Below are 15,701 nucleotides of genomic sequence, written 5' to 3'. Positions count from 1 at the left end.
GCGGCCCCGGCTGCCGAGCACCAGCTCGAACGCCTTGTCCGACTGGGCGTGCAGGGCCTGCGGGATCTCCTCGGCGACCAGGGCGGTCGTGACCTCCAGGGCGGGCCACTGCTCCTGGACGCGCTCGCGGGTCGCGGTCAGCAGCCGGTGCCCGGCGCGGGTCATCCGTTCGGTGCTCTGGGCCGGCTTGAACAGCGGCGCCTTGTAGGGCCAGCTCTCCAGGGCGTGGACGATGTGCAGGGCGCGTTCGCGCAGGACGGCTTCGGCCGCGGCCCAGCGCACGGCGCGGTCCGACTCCTCGGAGCCGTCGATGCCGACGACGATCGGCTCGGACATCGTGTTCTCCTTCGGTTGTCCTTCCCTGTTTCCAGGCTCTTCTCCCGTCGCGCGCCGCCCCAGGGGCGAAGGTCCCTGTCCCGAAGAGTCGCCCGTCCCTGGGAGCCGCGGCCCTGGGTGGGAAGCATGAAGGTTCCGGGCTTCGACGGAACGGCGAGGTGGACATCGAGGTGGACATGCGGACTGGGCTCGCGCGGCACGGCCCCGAGGTGCTCTTCGCGCTGGCCGGTGGCGGGCTGGTGGCGGGCGCCGCCGTCCGCTGGACGGCCGGGGCTCCCGCCGGCGACCTGATCTGGCTCCTGGTGACGGTGCTGGCACTCGTCCCGGCGGTCTGGTGGGTGGTGGCCGGGCTGCTGCACCGCAGGTTCGGCAGCGATGTGATCGCGGTCCTCGCGCTGGCGGGGACGATCGCGGTCGGCGAGGCCCTCGCCGGCGCGGTGATCGCGGTGATGCTGACCGGCGGGCGGCTGCTGGAGGACCGCGCGGGGCGGCGGGCCCGCCGCGACCTGGGTGCGCTGCTGTCGCTCGCGCCCCGCGTCGCGCACCGCCGGACGGACGGCGGCGGCCTGGACACGATCGACGTCGCCGAAGTGCGTCCCGGCGACCGGCTGCTGGTCCGCACGGGCGAGGTGGTGCCGGTCGACGGGATGGTGGAGGGCGGGACGGCCGTCCTGGACGAGTCCACGCTCACCGGCGAGGCGCTGCCGGTGGAGCATCCGGCGGGCGGCGAGGTGCGCAGCGGCGCCGTCAATTCGGGGCGGCCCTTCGAGCTCCGCGCGACGAACGACGCGGCCTCCAGCACCTACGCGGGGATCGTCCGGCTGACCGAGGAGGCCGCGGCGGAGAGCGCGCCGTTCGTGCGGCTCGCCGACCGGTACTCGGCCCTGTTCATCCCGGTGACGCTGGCAGTGGCCGGGGCGGCGTGGCTGGCCGCCGGGGATCCGGTGCGGGCCGTGGCGGTGCTGGTCGTGGCGACGCCCTGCCCGCTGATCCTGGCCGCGCCGATCGCGTTCGTGTCCGGCCTGTCGCGCTGCGCGCGGCGGGGCGTGGTGGTGAAGGGCGGGAGCGCGCTGGAGCGGCTCGCCGGGGCGCGGGTGCTGCTGTTCGACAAGACCGGCACCGTCACCACCGGGCATCCCGCGCTCGCCGAGGTCGTCCCCGCCCGTCCGGCGCCCGCCGGTGATCCGCTGGCCCTGGCGGCCTCGCTCGACCAGGTGTCGCCGCACGTGCTGGCCTCGGCGATCGTGCGGGGCGCTCGTGAACGCGGGCTGCCGCTCGACGCGCCGTCGGACGTCGCCGAGACCGCCGGGCAGGGCGTGCGCGGCGTCGTGGGCGGCCGTCGGGTGAGCGTCGGGAAGGCGAGCTGGGCCGGTGAAGCCGACCCGGCCTGGTTGGAGCGGGTACGCCGCCGGGCCGCCGCGCACGGCGCGATCACCGTGTTCGTCGGGGTGGACGGGCGGGTCGCGGCCGTCCTGCTGCTGCGCGACCGGATCCGCCCGGACGCGCCGCGCACCTTCCGCCTGCTGCGCCGGGCCGGCATCGAGCGCACCGTGATGGTGACCGGCGACCGCGCGGACGTCGCGGACTCGATCGGCCGGCTGATCGGCGCGGACACCGTGCACTCCGGCCTCACCCCCGCGGAGAAGGTGGGCGTCGCCCGCGCGGAGAGCGAGCGGGCGGCGACCGTGATGGTCGGGGACGGGGTCAACGACGCGCCCGCGCTGGCCGCGGCCGGGGTCGGCGTCGCGCTCGGCGCCCGGGGCGCCACGGCGTCGTCGGAGGCGGCCGACGTGGTGATCACGGTGGACCGGCTGGAGCGGCTGGCCGAGACGCTCGCGATCGCGCGGCGCACCCGGTCGGTCGCGCGGCAGAGCGTGGTCGTCGGCATGGGGCTGTCGCTGGCCGCGATGGTCGCCGCGGCGTTCGGCCTGCTGGCCCCGGCGGCGGGCGCGCTGCTCCAGGAGGGCATCGACGTGGCCGCGATCCTCGCCGCGCTACGCGCGCTCGGCCCGGGGCGCGACCGGGAGCCGCGGCTGCGCGGCGACGCCGCCGAGCTCGTCCGGCGGCTGGACGAGGAGCACCGGGCCCTGTGGCCGCGCATCGACCGGCTGCCCGTCCTGGCGGACACGATCGCGGCGTCCGAGGGGCGGGAGCGCGACGACGCGTTCGACGCGCTGACGGGCTTCCTGACCGACCTCGCCGAACATGAGCGCAAGGACGAGCGGCTGCTCTACCCGGCGGTCGCGAAGGCTCTCGGCGGCGCCGACCCCACCGGGGCGATGAGCCGCGGCCATACCGAGATCGCCGAGCTGACGCGCCGCATCGGCGCCCTCATCACGGAGCTGCGCGCCGCGCCCGCCGCGGGCGAGCCGGTGGCGGATCTGCGCCGGACCGTCCAGGAGCTGTACGCGGTCCTGCGGCTGCATTTCGCGCAGGAGGAGGAGAACTACTTCGTCCTCGCCGACGTCCACGACGCCTCCCGGCCCTGACGCACCAAACCGTCACGCTTCGCCGGGGCGGGCCTGCCGGCCGGCCCGGCGGCGGTTCCAGCGGCGGAGCTCGTCGGTGCCCCAGACGATGAGCGGGAACACGGCGATGATCGCCAGGACGTCCCAGGGCAGGGCGGCGGTGCCGAACAGGTCCTGCAGCGGCGGCAGGTAGATCAGGGCGGCGGCGAACAGCACCTCGAAGGCGATGCCGGCGAGCAGGAGCGGGTTGGTGGCGAGGCCGACCTCGCGGAGGGACGCGTGGTCGGTGCGGGCGGCCATGGCGGTGCCGATCTGGCACGTGACCAGGCCCGCGAACGTCGCCGTCGTGGCGGTCAGGTAGGCGTGGTGCAGGGCGGCGCCCTTGCCGGTGGGATCGCCGGGGTGCCAGCCGGCGCGCCACAGGACGTAGAAGAACACGAGCATGACCAGGGCGGCGGAGACCAGGCCCAGGTAGCCCCAGGCGCGGATCAGCATGTCGCGGGAGATGACGCCCTGGGAGGACGGGCGCGGCGGGCGGTTCATGATGCCGGGCTCGGCGGGTTCGCGGCCGAGCGCGAGCGCGGGCAGCGTCTCGGTGCCGAGGTCGATCGCGAGGATCTGCAGGACGGTGAGCGGGAGGGGCACCAGGCCGCCGCTCAGCGCGAACACCAGGAACGGCACGATCTCCGGGACGGCGTGCGCGAAGATGTACAGGATGAACTTGCGGACGTTGTCGTAGACGCGGCGCCCGGATTCGATCGCGCTGACGATGGTCGCGAAGTTGTCGTCGGTCAGCACCATGGTGGACGCCTCGCGGGCCACGTCGGTGCCCGAACGTCCCATCGCCACGCCGATGTGGGCCTGGTGCAGGGCCGGCGCGTCGTTGGCGCCGTCCCCGGTCATCGCCACCACCCGGCCGTGGGCGCGCAGCGCGTCGGCGACCTTCAGCTTGGTCTCCGGGGACGAGCGGGCGAAGACGATCTCGGCGTCGCCGGTCAGCAGCTCGTCCAGGGCGTCGTCGTGGACCTCCTCGGATTCGGCGACGACCCGCAGGCGCGGGACGCCGATGCCGACCTCGGCGGCGACGGCGGCGGCCGTGGCGCCGTTGTCGCCGGTCACGATGTGGACGCGCAGCCCGGCGTCGTGGCAGCGGCGGACGGCGTCGGCGACCTGCGGGCGCGGTGGATCGTACAGTCCGACCAGGCCGAGGAGGCGCAGCCCGGTCTCGGCCTCCTCCCGGCGCTCGGGCACCTCCCCGCCGGGCGGCAGCTCCCGGACGGCGACCGCCAGCACCCGCAGCCCCCGCCGCGCGAGGTCGTCCACGATGGCCATGACCGCGGCGCGGTCGGCACCGGTGGTGCGGGCAAGGACGGCTTCGGGCGCGCCCTTGGCGTAGACGGTGAGGCGGTCGCCGTGCTGCCCGACCGTGGACATCAGCCGCAGCCGCGCGTCGAACCGGAAGATCGCGCGGCGCCGGTCGTCGCGGGCGGCCGGCAGCGCGGCGGCGTCGGTCCCGGCCCCCTCGACCAGGGCGATCTCGGTCGGGTCGCCCTGCAGGCCGCCGCTCTCGGCGACGGAGACCGTGGTGCATTCGGTCATCGCCTCCGCGAGCGCCGGGGGCGGAGCCGCGGTGGTGACGATCCCGGTCTCCGGGGTCCAGTGGGCCTGGAGGCGCATCCGGTTCTGGGTCAGGGTGCCGGTCTTGTCGGTGCAGATGACGTTGGTGGAGCCGAGCGTCTCCACCGCGCTGAGCCGCTTGACGACCGCGCCCTGCTTCGCCAGGACGCGGACGCCGACCGCCAGCGCGAGCGTGATGGTCGGCAGGAGCCCTTCGGGGACGTTGGCGACCAGCAGGCCGATGGCGAACATCAGCGCGTCCCTGAGCGGCAGCCCGACCAGCGCGCCGATCAGCAGGAACACCGCGCCCATGCCGACCGCGACCGCCGCGATCAGCCAGGCGACCTTCTTGACCTGCACCTCCAGCGGGCTGTCGCGGCGGGGCGCGCGCTGGCTGAGGGCGGCGATGCGGCCGAGTTCGGTGTGCCCGCCGGTCGCGAAGACGATCGCCCGCGCCTCGCCGCCGGTGCAGGTCGTCCCGGAGAACACCAGGTTCGGTTCGCGCAGCAGCGGGGCGCCCTCCCGCGCGGGGGCGGCGACCCGCTCCACCGGCGCCGACTCGCCGGTCAGCATCGACAGGTCGACCTCCACCGCCCCGTCGGTCAGCCGCGCGTCGGCGGGGATCTTGTCGCCCTCCGCCAGCACGATCAGGTCGCCCGGCACCAGCGCGGCGGCCTCGACGGCCTGCCTCCGTCCGTCCCGGACGACGTGGGCCTGCTCGGGCAGATAGGCCGCCAGCGCCTCCACGGCGCGTTCGGCCTGGTGCTCCTGCAGCAGCGCGAAGACGGCGTTGATCAGGATGACCGCGAGGATCGCCCAGCCCAGCACCGCCATCCCGGCGATGAACGCCAGCGCGCCGGCGCCCCACAGCAGCAACGCCAGCGGATGGGCGAGCTGGCCCGTCAGCAGCCGCACCAGGGACCGCTTCTCCCGGCGCCGCACCTGGTTGGGCCCGTAGACCGCCAGCCGCCGGGCCGCCTCGCGCGCGGACAGGCCCCGGTCTCCGGTGCCCAGTTCCCTGCGCAGCAGCGGCAGGGGTTCCCGCGGATCGGCGCTCGGCTCGGCCTGGCCGGTCGCGGTGCCCGCGTGGTGTCGTCTGGCGGGCATGGCTCAGCGGTGACGTCGCGGGTCGGGAGCGAAGACCACCACTGTTCCGCACACCTCGTCCTGGACGGCGCCGCGCGGCACTTCGACGCCCTGATCCGCCATGGCCTGGACGAACATGCCCTCCAGATCCCCGTCGAATCGCTCGGCCCGGGGCCGCAGCGGCGGTTCCAGCCTCGCTACGTCCGCGCGCTGCTGACACTCGGCGACCACGTTCATGTCTCCAGCGTCCGGCGGGGCGGGTCGCGGGTCAGCGCTCCAAGGTCACCGGCGGCCGGGACGATGGTCCTTCGGCCGGCTCCGCTCACCGGCCCGCGGCCGGGAGCGTGACGCGGAAGACCGTGTGGCCGGCGTCGGCGAGTTCGGCGCGTCCGCCGTGCGCGACGGCCACCGCCTGGACGATCGCCAGCCCCAGGCCCGTGCCGCCCGCGGTGCGGGCGCGGCCGGGATCGGCGCGGACGAACCGGTCGAAGATCTCGTCCCGCAGGTCGGACGGGATGCCGGGGCCGTCGTCCTCCACGTCGAGGACGACGCTCTCGCCGCGCACCGCGAGCCGGACGGTGACGTGGGTGCCGGGCGGCGTGTGGGTGCGGGCGTTGGCGAGCAGGTTCGCGATCAGCTGGTGGAGGCGCCGGTCGTCGCCGGTGACGGTCACCGGTTCCTCGGGGAGCACCAACTCCCAGCGGTGGTCCGGGCCGGCGGCGCGGGCGTCGGCGGTGGCGTCCAGGACGAGGCGGGTGAGGTCGACCGGACGGGCTTCGAGCGGGCGGCCGGCGTCCAGGCGCGCGAGCAGGAGCAGGTCGTCGACCAGTTCGGACATGCGCACCGACTCGGCCTCGATGCGTCCGAGCGCGTGCCGCACGTCCGCCGGGACGGGCTCGGACGTGCGCAGCGCCAGCTCGGCGTGCCCGCGGATGGCGGCGACGGGCGTGCGCAGCTCGTGGCTGGCGTCGGCGGCGAACCGGCGCAGCCGCTCCTCGCTCGCGTGCCTGCGCGCCAGCGCGGTCTCGACGTGGCCGAGCATCCGGTTCAGCGCCGCACCGACCTGGCCCACCTCGGTGCGGGGGTCGGTGTCGGGGACCCGCTCCGGCATCGCCACCTCGCCGCTGGCCAGCGGCAGCTCGGTCACCCGGGACGCGGTGGCCGCGACCCGGCGCAGCGGACGCAGCGCGAGCCGCACCCAGGCCGCCGCCGCGATCCCGGCGGCGGCGAGCACGGCCGCGAAGACGGCGGCCTCGACCAGGACCAGCCGGTGCAGGGTCTCCTCGGCGGGATGCAGCGGCAGCCCGGTGACGAGCACATCGCCGTCGTCGCCGCGCACCGCCGCCACCCGGTACTCCTCCAGCGCCGACAGGGACAGCGACCGGCCGCGGCCGCCGGGCGGGAGGGCGGCCAGGGCGCGCCGGTCGGCGGCGGTGAGCGGAACCGGCTCGACGGCGTCGCCGCGGACGACCACGGCCTGCGTCACCGAGCCCCCGAACAGCCGCGCGCCGAAGGTCCCCGGCGCCTGCCCGCGGGTGTCCGGGCCGTTGTCGGCGTCCGGGCGCCGCTCGTGCTCCAGGCTCGCCGGGAACCTGCCGCCGGACGCGGCCAGCTGCTCGTCCAGCCGGCCGACGAGGAACCGGTCGAGCGCCACCGCGGTGGCGATCCCGACGGCGAGGCAGCTCAGCGCGAGCAGGACGACCAGCCCGGCGGTGAGCCGGGCCCGCAGCGTGCGCGGGCCCCTCACGGGGCCGCCGGCCGCAGGACGTACCCGACGCCGCGGACGGTGTGGATCATCGGTTCCCGGCCCGCGTCGATCTTCTTGCGCAGGTAGCTGATGTACAGCTCGACGACGTGGGCCTGGCCGCCGAAGTCGTAGTCCCAGACGCGGTCGAGGATCTGCGCCTTGGACAGCACCCGGCGCGGGTTGCGCATCAGGAACCGCAGCAGCTCGAACTCGGTGGGGGTCAGCTCGACGAGCCGCCCGTCGCGGGTCACCTCGCGGGCGTCCTCGTCCAAGGTGAGGCCGCCGACGGTGAGCAGCCGCGCGGCCTCCGTCCGCCGGGCCATGCCGGCGCGGCGCAGCAGCCCGCGCAGCCGCGCCAGGACCTCCTCCAGGCTGAACGGCTTGGTCACGTAGTCGTCGCCGCCCGCGGTGATCCCGGCGATGCGGTCCTCGACGGCGTCGCGCGCGGTCAGGAACAGCACGCACACCTCCGGCGCCTCGGCGCGCAGGCGGTGCAGCACCTCGAGGCCGCCGATGTCGGGGAGCATCACGTCAAGCACGACCGCGTCGGGCCGGAAGTCGCGGGCGGCGGCGACCGCCCCGGCGCCGTCGCCGGCGGTGCGGACCGCCCAGCCCTCGGACGCCAGCACGCGCGACAGCACCTCGGCGAGGTCCGGTTCGTCGTCGACGACCAGGACCCGGACGGGCGTGCCGTCCGCCCGGCGCAGGCCCGCGGCCCCGGATTCGTCCTGTGTCATGGTGCCGCCATGATCCCTCTCCCACCTCTGAGTTTCCTCTGAAAAGGCGCTGAAAGGGGGTCTTCCCCGCGCTGTCATAGGGAACTCAGAAATTGCGTAGGCAGGGTGGCCGGCATGACCACGACCAGACCCGACGTCCAGCGGCCCGTCGCCCGGCCTTCGCGGCCGGTGTGGCGCGTCCCGTCCTCCTGGCCCCAGGTCCTGATCTATGCCGGGGCCGTCCTGGTGCTCGCGCTGTGGTGGCGGAGCACCGGCTCGGTCACCGGGCTGGACGGCTGGCTGACCGAGGCGGGCCGCGTCACCGGCCTGCTCGCGGGCTACGGATGCGCCGTCCTGCTGGCCCTGATGGCGCGGGTGCCGGCGCTGGAACGCGGCGTCGGCACCGACCGGCTGGCCCGCTGGCACGCGATGGGCGGCCGGTACACCGTCTGGCTCGCCCTGGCGCACGCCCTGCTGATCATCTGGGGGTACGCGGTGACGTCCCGCACGGACGTCGTCCACCAGACGGCGACCGTCGTCCTCGACTATCCCGAGATGCTCAAGGGGACGGCCGGGTTCCTCCTGCTCCTCGGCGTCGGCATCACCTCGGCGCGGGCGGCGCGGCGCAGGCTGCGGTACGAGACCTGGCACTACCTGCACTTCGCGACCTACCTCGCGATCTTCCTGGCGTTCTCGCACCAGCTCGCCAACGGCGCCCAGTTCGTCGATGACGCCTGGGCGAGAGGCGCCTGGTACACGCTGTACATCGGGGTCGCCGTGCTCCTCGTCTGGTTCCGCTTCCTCACACCGGTCATCCGGGGGCTCCGGCACGGGCTGCGGGTCGCCGCCGTCCGCACCGAGGCGCCGGGCGTCGTCTCCGTCTACATGACCGGACGCGACCTGGGCAGGCTGCGCGCCGAGCCGGGGCAGTTCTTCCGCTGGCGGTTCCTGGCGCCCGGTTTCTGGTGGGCGGCCAATCCGTACTCGCTGTCCGAGCCGCCGCGCGGCCACCGGCTGCGGATCACCGTCAAGGAGGCCGGAGACCACAGCCGCGCCCTGGCCCACCTCCGCCCCGGCACGCGGGTGTGGGCGGAGGGTCCCTACGGCGGCTTCACCGGCACGCGGCCCCACCACGACCGGGCCCTGCTGCTCGCCGGCGGCGTCGGCGTCACCCCGCTGCGGACCCTGTTCGAAACCCTCCCCGGCGACGTCACCCTCGTCTACCTCGCCCGCCGCCCGGAGGACCTGGCGTTGCGCGGCGAACTGGACGCCGTCGCCGCCGCACGCGGCGCCCGCGTGCACTACTTCGTGGACGAGCCGTCCGAGTACTCGCTCCCGCTGACCGGACGCGCGCTGCGATCGATCGTGCCCGACGTGCGGCACCGCGACGTCTACCTGTGCGGGCCGCCCGGTATGACCGCCGCCGCGCTGCGGGCCCTCCGCCAGGCCGGCGTGCGCCGCCGCCACATCCGCACCGAGTCGTTCGAGTTCTGAGAGGCCCAGCATGCGCCGAGCCACCATCGCCACCGGGACGACCCTCGCGGGCGTCGTCCTGCTGCTGTCGCTGAAACCGCACCACCAGGCGGTCCCGGTGACGCGTCCGCCCTCCCCGGAACCGCCCGCGCCCGGCGGAGTCGCGGCGGCCGCCGCGAACGGGACCTACCGGGGCCAGAGCGTCGACACCGAGTACGGGCCGGTCCAGGTCGAGATCACGATGTCGAAGGGCCATCTCACCGCCGTCCGGGTCCTGCGCGCCCCGTCCTCGAACGGCCGCGACCGGGAGATCGCGGCCATGGCCCTGCCCCGGCTCACCAAGGAGGCCCTCACGGCCGGGAACGCCCGCATCGACGCGGTCTCCGGAGCGACCTACACCAGCGAGGGGTACATCACGTCCCTGCAGAGCGCCCTGGACCAGGCCCATGCCTGAGGCGATCCGCCACGTCGAGCACGTGATGGGGACGGCGGTCACGTTCGACATCCGCTCGGGCCCCTCCCCCGCCGTCACCGAGGCGCTGGCACAGGCCGTCGCGTGGCTGCACCACGCCGACCACGTGTTCTCCCCGTACCGTCCCGGCAGCCAGGTGTCCCGCCTCGCCGACGGCCGTCTCACGGCCGGCGAATGCGATCCCGAGGTCGCCGACGTCCTGCACCGCTGCCGCGTGCTGGAGCGCATCACCAGAGGGGCGTTCACCTGCCGTCCCGGTGGACGGCTCGACCCCAGCGGCCTGGTCAAGGGATGGGCGGTCGAGCGGGCGTCCACGATCCTGTACGAGGCCGGCGTCCTCGACCACTGCGTGAACGGCGGCGGCGACATCCAGGCGCGCGGGGAGGCCGGTCCAGGACGGCCATGGCAGATCGGCCTCTCCGATCCGCACCACCGCGACCGGCTCATCGCCGCCGTGACCGGACACGACCTCGCGGTCGCCACCTCGGGCACCGCCGAACGCGGCGCCCACATCATCGACCCCCGGACCGGACGCCCCGCCACCGACCTCGCGTCGATCACCCTGGTCGGACGCCACCTGACCGACGTCGACGCCCTCGCCACCGCCGCCTTCGCCATGGGCGGCGCCGCACGCACCTGGGTGGAGGCGCATCCCGGCATCGAAGCACTGGCCGTGGCCTCCGACGGCTCCACCTGGTGCACATCCGGCTTCGGAGACGTCGCCCTAGCCGTCTCCCCAGCAGGTTCGGGCTTGTAGGACGGCCCGTTCGGAGGTTCCCCGCTCGTCGAGGCGAACGCCCGGCCCTTTACCGGGACGGGCCGACGACCGCGACCGGGCATTCCGCGTGATGGATCGCGCCGTGGACGACGGAACCGAGCCCGGGCAGGCCCGATCGGTGACGGCTCACACCGACGACGAGCAGATCAGCCGTCCGCGACACCTTGGACAGGGCGGACACCGGGTGCCCGACGATCACCTCGTTCACCACCTCGACCAGCGGATACCGCTCGCGCAGCGGGGCGTAGGCGGCGATGACGCCCGCACGCCGCTCGTCGTTCATCTGGTCCTCGTCAACGGCGAACCCGGACTCGGCGAGGCTCGCGGGGATCTGCCAGGCGTGCACGACGCGCAGCCGCGCCCCGCGGACGGCGGCGGCGTCGAAGGCGTACTCCAGCACGTCGATCGCCTCGTCCTCGATGTCCCATCCCACCGCGACCTCCCCGCGGTCGGCGCCCGCTTCTCCGCGCACGACCACGACCGGGACGGGCGAGTGCCCGGCCACGCGAAGGCTCACGGAACCGAGCAGCAGACCGACGAAGCCGCCGCGCCCGCGCTGGCCGACGACCAGTTCCAGAGCCTTCTCCGACTCGTCCCGCAGCGCGTCGGGCGGCGTGTTGACCGCCAGCGCGGTGGTCACTCGCAGCTCGGGCCAGCGTGCCCGCACGTGTTTCTCTGCCTCCAGCAGGACGTCGCTTCCCGCGCGTGACGCTCGCTCCGCGCCATCGGGCGGGGTGAACCGGCGAACCTGATACGGCCAGATCCGCGCCGCGTGCACGATGTGCAGCGGCCGGTGGCGCCGCGCCGCATCGGCGGCCGCCCACTCGACGGCACGCTTCGCGGCGCCGGACCCATCCGTTCCCACAACGACCGGTACGGGCATGGGCTCCTCCCAACGATCAGGCGGGTTTCACACCCATGAGCGCGAGCCTCCGCTCTGGGTGCCGGGCCGGGCGGCTTCCCAGGGCCCGTAGTTCCGAGCCGGGAAGGCCGCCCCGGCCGGTCTAGACATCGTTCCCCGTGGAGGCGTGGACGACCGCCACCGGGCAGGGCGCATGATGGACCAGCGTGTGGCTGACCGAGCCGAGCAGCAGCCCGCGGAATCCGCCCAGCCCCCGCGAGCCGACGACGAGCAGGCGTGCTCCGGCGGCCGCGTCCATCAGCACCTCCCTCGCCTGTCCGATCACGACATCGATCTCGGCGTCCACCCCCGGATGGCGCTCGCGCAGCGGGCGCATCCACCGGGCCAGCCGCGCCTCGGCCGCGGACCGCAGATCGGCCTCGTCCACCAACGGCGGCAGATCCCTCCCGGACACCGGCTCCCAGGCGACCACCACGCTCAGAGCGGACCCTCGCCCCTCCGCCTCGGCGAAGGCCAGTGCCAACGCCGACCGGGACGCCGGGGAACCGTCCACTCCGGCGATGATCCGGCCCGGACCCAGATCAAGGCGGCCGCGGACGAGCACGACCGGGCACGCGGCATGCGCGGCCACCTGTGCCCCCACGGAACCGAGCAGCAGGCCCGGGAAGCCGCCGGTGCCCCGGGGCCCCAGCACCACCAGGTCGGCGCTCCCGCCGACCTCGATCAGCTTGGCGGCGGCGGGCGCCCGCGCGAGGACCGCCTGCACCTTGAGGTCGGGCGCCGCCCTCCGGGCGCGCTCGATACCGCCGTTCAGGATGTCCTCGGCCACGGCCCTCGGGTCGATGGCGGGCATGGTGGCCGGGCGTCCGACGCGGACGTCCCACGCGTGGAGCACGGTCAGCGGCACATCCCGCATTCGCGCCGCGTCGGCCGCCCACTCAAGGGCGTGGACACTGCCCTCCGAACCGTCGTACCCGACGACCACGCCGGTGATGGGCTGTTCGCTCATGTGCCGCCGCCTTTGGTCTTGGTCTTGAGGTGTGGCGCCTCGGCTCCCACCGGTTCAGGGATGTCCCGCACGGTCGGCTGAACGGACGGGCCGTCCCGCCGGACGCGCCTGCGGAGGTTCCGGAACTGCCGGTGCTGCATGAGGAAATGCGCGGGCTCGCCGAAGAGGCGGCCCACGAGCCGGTCCGCCGCGGCCGGCCTCCCGCGGCCGCGCGTCCGGACGATCAGCCTCGTCCCGCCGCCGGGCAGCGGCCTCAGGTGGAAGGCCCAGATCCCGTCGGTGTACGCCTCGGGCATCGGGCCGCGCGGGTCGAACGGCCGTCCGGACGGAAGTTCGAGGTCGGACCTGAGCACCAGCGTCCTCGCGGGGTCGAGGACCGCGACGACGAAGTAGACCGCCCCGCTGGGCACCGCGGGCAAGCGGGTGCCGACGGCCACGTCCTGCCACCCGGGATGGATCTCGGCGGCGCTCCGCTCACCCCTGTTGTCGAGGAGGTCCCAGCTGTACCAGCCGGCCCGCCCGCATCCCATCTGGACCAGCCACGGCCAGACGTCCTCGGGCGGCGCGGGCAGCGAGACCGCCATGGTCGACTGCGCGGTCGCCCCCTGAATGAGATCGTCACCGGGATAGGACGTGCTCGCCTCTTCCCGCGTCGCGCCCCAGCGCAGCAGGCGAGGACGCACCAGGGCCGCGTAGGCGCCGACCGCGAGAACGGTGAACGCGGTGCTGCGAAGGGTCGTTCTCATTGTTCCCATCCCCTCTCGGCTGTCCTCTCCACGCTTCCCCTCTGCCCGATGAGCTTTCAGAGGCTTCCGCCCCCTTGCAGGGCGGACCTTCGGCCTTGGAGGAGCGGGACACAGGCCGGTGGCACTGGCCGCCGGGCCTCTGCGGCGTGGGTGAGGGTCGATCAGCCGCTGAGCAGCCGTGGATTCCGGTGAGGGCTAGTCGGTGGGGTTCGGGGGTGCGTGGACGACCGCTACCGAGCAGGGCGCGTACTGCAGCAGGGCATGGCTGACCGATCCGAGCAGGAGGCCGCGGAAGCCGCCCAGCCCCCGCGAGCCGACGACGAGTAGACGCGCGCCCTGCGCGGCATTCAGCAGGACTTCACGCGGATGGCCGACCAGGACCTCGGCCTGCGCGTCCACTCCCGGGTGAAGGTCCCGCAACGGGGCCGTCAACTGCTCCAGCCGTGCCGTGGCCGCCTCCCGCATGCCGGTCTCGTCGACCAGCGGCGGAAGATCCTTCAACGGCGCCGGCTCCCAGGCCGCCACCGCGTGCAGGGACAGTCCGTGCAGTTCAGCCTCGGCGAACGCCATCGCCAGCGCGGCCTGGGATGCCGGTGAACCGTCCACGCCGACCACGGCACGGCCCGGCTCCGTCCCCGGCTGCCGGTCCGGAGCGCCCCTGGCGATGACCACGGGACACGAAGCGTGCGCGGCCACCTGGGCACTGACCGACCCGAGCAGCAGGCCGGTGAACCCGCCGAGGCCCCGCGGCCCCAGCACGATCAGGGCGGCGCTCTTGCCCGCCTCGATCAGCTTGGCGGCGGGCCGCCCGCATTCGAGCACCCCCTGGACCGGCACATCGGACGCCTGCTTCCGGACGTGCTCGACTCCACCGTCCAAGGTCTCCTGCGCCAGAGGCCCCAGGTCCACCATCGGCATGGCCATCGAGCCTCCGCCGTAGGGCTGCCACGCGTGGATCACGGTCAGGGGCAGGCCGCGTGCCCGGGCCTCCTCGGCGGCCCAGTCCAAGGCGTGGACGCCGTTCTGCGAACCGTCGTAACCGGCGACGACACCGGTGACCGTCTCTGAGCTCATGCCGTCTCCCCGCCTTGCGCGTGCCCCCTTGGACCCCTACATCCCCTCCCTCCAGAGCTTGAACGCACTGCTTCACCGAACGCGGACGCCGGCACGGGCCGAACGGCCGCGCCCGCGATGACGAAAGTCCCTGGAACGCACATCCGCCCAGAACAACCCTGAAGGGGCTGGTCCAAATGACGGGCCCCCCAAGGAGACGCACATGTCCGCGCAACGAACGACAGTTCTCGTCGGAGTCGACGGCTCGTCCGCTTCCGACCACGCCATCACCTGGGCCGCGGACGAGGCCGCACGGTTCGGGAAGTCCCTGAATCTGGTCCATGTCGTGGAGTCGGCGACGCTGGACCTGCCGGGACGCACGACAGACGGGATCTCGGAGGAACTCGTCCGGGCGGCGACCCGGATCCTGGAGGACGGGCGGGCCCAGGCGCTGCGGCAGCAGCCGGAACTCACCGTGGAGACCATGCTCGTCCATGAGCGGAACGTGCCGGCCGGGCTCCGCCAGTACGCCGGCGACGCCACCGAGGTCGTCGTCGGGCACCGCGGGCGGGGCGGTTTCGCGGGGCTGCTCCTCGGCTCCACCGCCCTGCGTCTTGCCGGGCGCTACCCCGGCCCGGTGATCGTGGTGCGCGGCCAGGACGAGCCCGCGTCCGGCGAGATCGTGATCGGGCTGGACCTGGTCGAGGATCCCGCGGCCGCGCTCGACCACGCGTTCGCCGCAGCGGCCGCACGCGAAGCGCGGCTGCGCGCGCTGCACGCCTGGCATCCCGCACCGCTCGCCGTCGAAGCGGGCGTGGACCTGCAGATCATCGCCGACACACGCCGCGAACACCTCGCCGCCACGCTGGCGCCCTGGCGGACTCGGCACCCGGACGTCGAGGTCATCGAGGACGTCGTCATCGGCCACCCGGTCGAGGCGCTCGGCCGTACCTCGGCCGGCGCCGGCCTTGTCGTCGTCGGCTCCCGGGGACGGTCGTTCCCGCTCGGCTCGGTCAGCCACGGGCTGATCCACCACGCCCGCTGCCCCGTCGCGGTCGTCCGTCCCTACGAGTGACCCACCGATCCCGGTGCGCCGGATGCCGCATGTCCGGATCGGGTCCGGCGGGCCAAGCGGAACAGGACGTTGGTCTGCCGGCCCGGGGACAGACGCCCGGCGCCCGGCCCGCGGCCTCGGTGATCGGCTGAGATCGCGGCGATCAGCCGCCGATGAGAGGAGGCGCTGATGAGTGCGAGACCGGCTCGCCGGAAGTTGGGGTTGTGGATGGCCACGGCTCTGGTGGTGGGCAACATGATCGGGTCGGGTGTGTTCCTGCTGCC

At 74.5% G+C, this 15,701-nt stretch carries 14 protein-coding genes; 5 read left to right on the top strand and 9 right to left on the bottom strand.

The window, feature by feature from the left end:
* Positions 1 to 336, bottom strand: a 336-nt coding sequence (locus tag AB0K34_RS42690) for a universal stress protein (protein ID WP_364554346.1), incomplete at its 3' end; no start/stop codon positions are given.
* Positions 337 to 512: 176 nt separating this feature from the next.
* On the opposite strand from AB0K34_RS42690, the gene AB0K34_RS42685 reads away from it, so the two are divergent.
* Positions 513 to 2,825, top strand: coding sequence for a heavy metal translocating P-type ATPase (locus tag AB0K34_RS42685; protein WP_364554345.1), 2,313 nt, complete (start codon positions 513 to 515; stop codon positions 2,823 to 2,825).
* A gap of 12 nt (positions 2,826 to 2,837) precedes the next feature.
* Here the strand turns inward: AB0K34_RS42685 and AB0K34_RS42680 are convergent, their stop codons facing one another.
* The 4 genes from AB0K34_RS42680 to AB0K34_RS42665 all read right to left on the bottom strand — a co-directional run bounded on the left by AB0K34_RS42680 (position 2,838) and on the right by AB0K34_RS42665 (position 7,991).
* Entirely contained in the window at positions 2,838 to 5,528 is a 2,691-nt protein-coding gene (locus AB0K34_RS42680) for a cation-transporting P-type ATPase (RefSeq protein WP_364554344.1), read from the bottom strand.
* Positions 5,529 to 5,531: 3 nt separating this feature from the next.
* Positions 5,532 to 5,744 (bottom strand): hypothetical protein, encoded by a 213-nt coding sequence (locus AB0K34_RS42675; RefSeq protein WP_364554343.1) that lies wholly within the window; start codon positions 5,742 to 5,744, stop codon positions 5,532 to 5,534.
* A gap of 85 nt (positions 5,745 to 5,829) precedes the next feature.
* Positions 5,830 to 7,254 (bottom strand): HAMP domain-containing sensor histidine kinase, encoded by a 1,425-nt coding sequence (locus tag AB0K34_RS42670; RefSeq protein ID WP_364554342.1) that lies wholly within the window; start codon positions 7,252 to 7,254, stop codon positions 5,830 to 5,832.
* Positions 7,251 to 7,991, bottom strand: a complete 741-nt coding sequence (locus tag AB0K34_RS42665; protein WP_138635592.1) for a response regulator transcription factor — start codon at positions 7,989 to 7,991, stop codon at positions 7,251 to 7,253. Before AB0K34_RS42665 ends, AB0K34_RS42670 begins: the two co-directional genes overlap by 4 nt.
* Positions 7,992 to 8,105: 114 nt before the next feature.
* On the opposite strand from AB0K34_RS42665, the gene AB0K34_RS42660 reads away from it, so the two are divergent.
* The 3 genes from AB0K34_RS42660 to AB0K34_RS42650 are packed head-to-tail and all read left to right on the top strand — an operon-like array spanning position 8,106 to position 10,672.
* Positions 8,106 to 9,464 carry a ferric reductase-like transmembrane domain-containing protein gene (locus AB0K34_RS42660; protein ID WP_364554341.1) on the top strand — a complete coding sequence of 453 codons (1,359 nt, stop codon included), beginning with the start codon at positions 8,106 to 8,108 and terminating at the stop codon, positions 9,462 to 9,464.
* Positions 9,465 to 9,474: 10 nt separating this feature from the next.
* A complete protein-coding gene (locus tag AB0K34_RS42655; RefSeq protein ID WP_364554340.1) occupies positions 9,475 to 9,897 on the top strand; it encodes an FMN-binding protein in 423 nt (140 codons plus the stop codon).
* On the top strand, positions 9,890 to 10,672 hold the full coding sequence (locus AB0K34_RS42650; protein WP_364554339.1) for an FAD:protein FMN transferase: 783 nt from the start codon (positions 9,890 to 9,892) through the stop codon (positions 10,670 to 10,672). Before AB0K34_RS42655 ends, AB0K34_RS42650 begins: the two co-directional genes overlap by 8 nt.
* A 49-nt stretch (positions 10,673 to 10,721) precedes the next feature.
* Here the strand turns inward: AB0K34_RS42650 and AB0K34_RS42645 are convergent, their stop codons facing one another.
* The 4 genes from AB0K34_RS42645 to AB0K34_RS42630 all read right to left on the bottom strand — a co-directional run bounded on the left by AB0K34_RS42645 (position 10,722) and on the right by AB0K34_RS42630 (position 14,384).
* Entirely contained in the window at positions 10,722 to 11,576 is an 855-nt protein-coding gene (locus AB0K34_RS42645) for a universal stress protein (RefSeq protein ID WP_364554338.1), read from the bottom strand.
* A gap of 121 nt (positions 11,577 to 11,697) precedes the next feature.
* Positions 11,698 to 12,564, bottom strand: a complete 867-nt coding sequence (locus AB0K34_RS42640) for a universal stress protein (RefSeq protein ID WP_138635588.1) — start codon at positions 12,562 to 12,564, stop codon at positions 11,698 to 11,700.
* On the bottom strand, positions 12,561 to 13,310 hold the full coding sequence (locus tag AB0K34_RS42635; RefSeq protein ID WP_301174929.1) for a hypothetical protein: 750 nt from the start codon (positions 13,308 to 13,310) through the stop codon (positions 12,561 to 12,563). Before AB0K34_RS42635 ends, AB0K34_RS42640 begins: the two co-directional genes overlap by 4 nt.
* Positions 13,311 to 13,505: 195 nt before the next feature.
* Positions 13,506 to 14,384, bottom strand: a complete 879-nt coding sequence (locus AB0K34_RS42630; protein WP_138635587.1) for a universal stress protein — start codon at positions 14,382 to 14,384, stop codon at positions 13,506 to 13,508.
* A 202-nt stretch (positions 14,385 to 14,586) separates the two neighbouring features.
* Here AB0K34_RS42630 and AB0K34_RS42625 point away from each other — a divergent pair, with 202 nt between their 5' ends.
* Positions 14,587 to 15,438 carry a universal stress protein gene (locus tag AB0K34_RS42625; protein WP_138635586.1) on the top strand — a complete coding sequence of 284 codons (852 nt, stop codon included), beginning with the start codon at positions 14,587 to 14,589 and terminating at the stop codon, positions 15,436 to 15,438.
* Positions 15,439 to 15,701 lie beyond the last annotated feature (263 nt).

This window comes from Actinomadura sp. NPDC049382, assembly GCF_040677125.1.
In the GTDB taxonomy this organism is placed as follows: domain Bacteria; phylum Actinomycetota; class Actinomycetes; order Streptosporangiales; family Streptosporangiaceae; genus Spirillospora; species Spirillospora geliboluensis.
This window is presented reverse-complemented; position numbering and strand designations above follow the sequence as displayed.

Bases quoted from the DNA above. Each gene is read 5' to 3' on its own strand.
- AB0K34_RS42625 (WP_138635586.1), top strand. From the start codon at position 14,587: ATGTCCGCGCAACGAACGACAGTTCTCGTCGGAGTCGACGGCTCGTCC.
- AB0K34_RS42680 (WP_364554344.1), bottom strand. From the start codon at position 5,528: ATGCCCGCCAGACGACACCACGCGGGCACCGCGACCGGCCAGGCCGAG.
- AB0K34_RS42655 (WP_364554340.1), top strand. From the start codon at position 9,475: ATGCGCCGAGCCACCATCGCCACCGGGACGACCCTCGCGGGCGTCGTC.
- AB0K34_RS42660 (WP_364554341.1), top strand. From the start codon at position 8,106: ATGACCACGACCAGACCCGACGTCCAGCGGCCCGTCGCCCGGCCTTCG.
- AB0K34_RS42665 (WP_138635592.1), bottom strand. From the start codon at position 7,991: ATGACACAGGACGAATCCGGGGCCGCGGGCCTGCGCCGGGCGGACGGC.
- AB0K34_RS42650 (WP_364554339.1), top strand. From the start codon at position 9,890: ATGCCTGAGGCGATCCGCCACGTCGAGCACGTGATGGGGACGGCGGTC.
- AB0K34_RS42685 (WP_364554345.1), top strand. From the start codon at position 513: ATGCGGACTGGGCTCGCGCGGCACGGCCCCGAGGTGCTCTTCGCGCTG.
- AB0K34_RS42635 (WP_301174929.1), bottom strand. From the start codon at position 13,310: ATGAGAACGACCCTTCGCAGCACCGCGTTCACCGTTCTCGCGGTCGGC.
- AB0K34_RS42645 (WP_364554338.1), bottom strand. From the start codon at position 11,576: ATGCCCGTACCGGTCGTTGTGGGAACGGATGGGTCCGGCGCCGCGAAG.
- AB0K34_RS42640 (WP_138635588.1), bottom strand. From the start codon at position 12,564: ATGAGCGAACAGCCCATCACCGGCGTGGTCGTCGGGTACGACGGTTCG.
- AB0K34_RS42675 (WP_364554343.1), bottom strand. From the start codon at position 5,744: ATGAACGTGGTCGCCGAGTGTCAGCAGCGCGCGGACGTAGCGAGGCTG.
- AB0K34_RS42630 (WP_138635587.1), bottom strand. From the start codon at position 14,384: ATGAGCTCAGAGACGGTCACCGGTGTCGTCGCCGGTTACGACGGTTCG.